Raw genomic sequence first — 228 nt, forward strand, 5'->3', positions numbered from 1 at the left:
GATGTCGCTGCCGCTGGCCTCGATGGCGTGCATCATCAGCTCGTAGGCGTCGCGCGGGACGACGTCGTCGGAGTCGACGAAGGTCACGTAGTCCGCCGTGGCGGCGTCGAGGCCGATGTGGCGGGCCCGGCCGAGGCCACCGTTCTCGACGTGCAGGACGCGCCAGCCCTCGCGCCCCGCGGCGAACTCCTCGGCGAGGTCACCGGAGGTGTCGGGCGAGCCGTCGTC

At 72.8% G+C, this 228-nt stretch carries 1 protein-coding gene; it reads right to left on the reverse strand.

Going from position 1 to position 228, the window contains the following annotated elements:
• A partial coding sequence (locus tag L0M85_RS09995; protein WP_238656958.1) for a glycosyltransferase family 2 protein occupies positions 1-228 on the reverse strand: 228 nt, incomplete at both ends.

Source organism: Streptococcus sp. DFI.7.26 (assembly GCF_022240605.1).
Taxonomy (GTDB): domain Bacteria; phylum Bacillota; class Bacilli; order Lactobacillales; family Streptococcaceae; genus Streptococcus; species Streptococcus xiaochunlingii.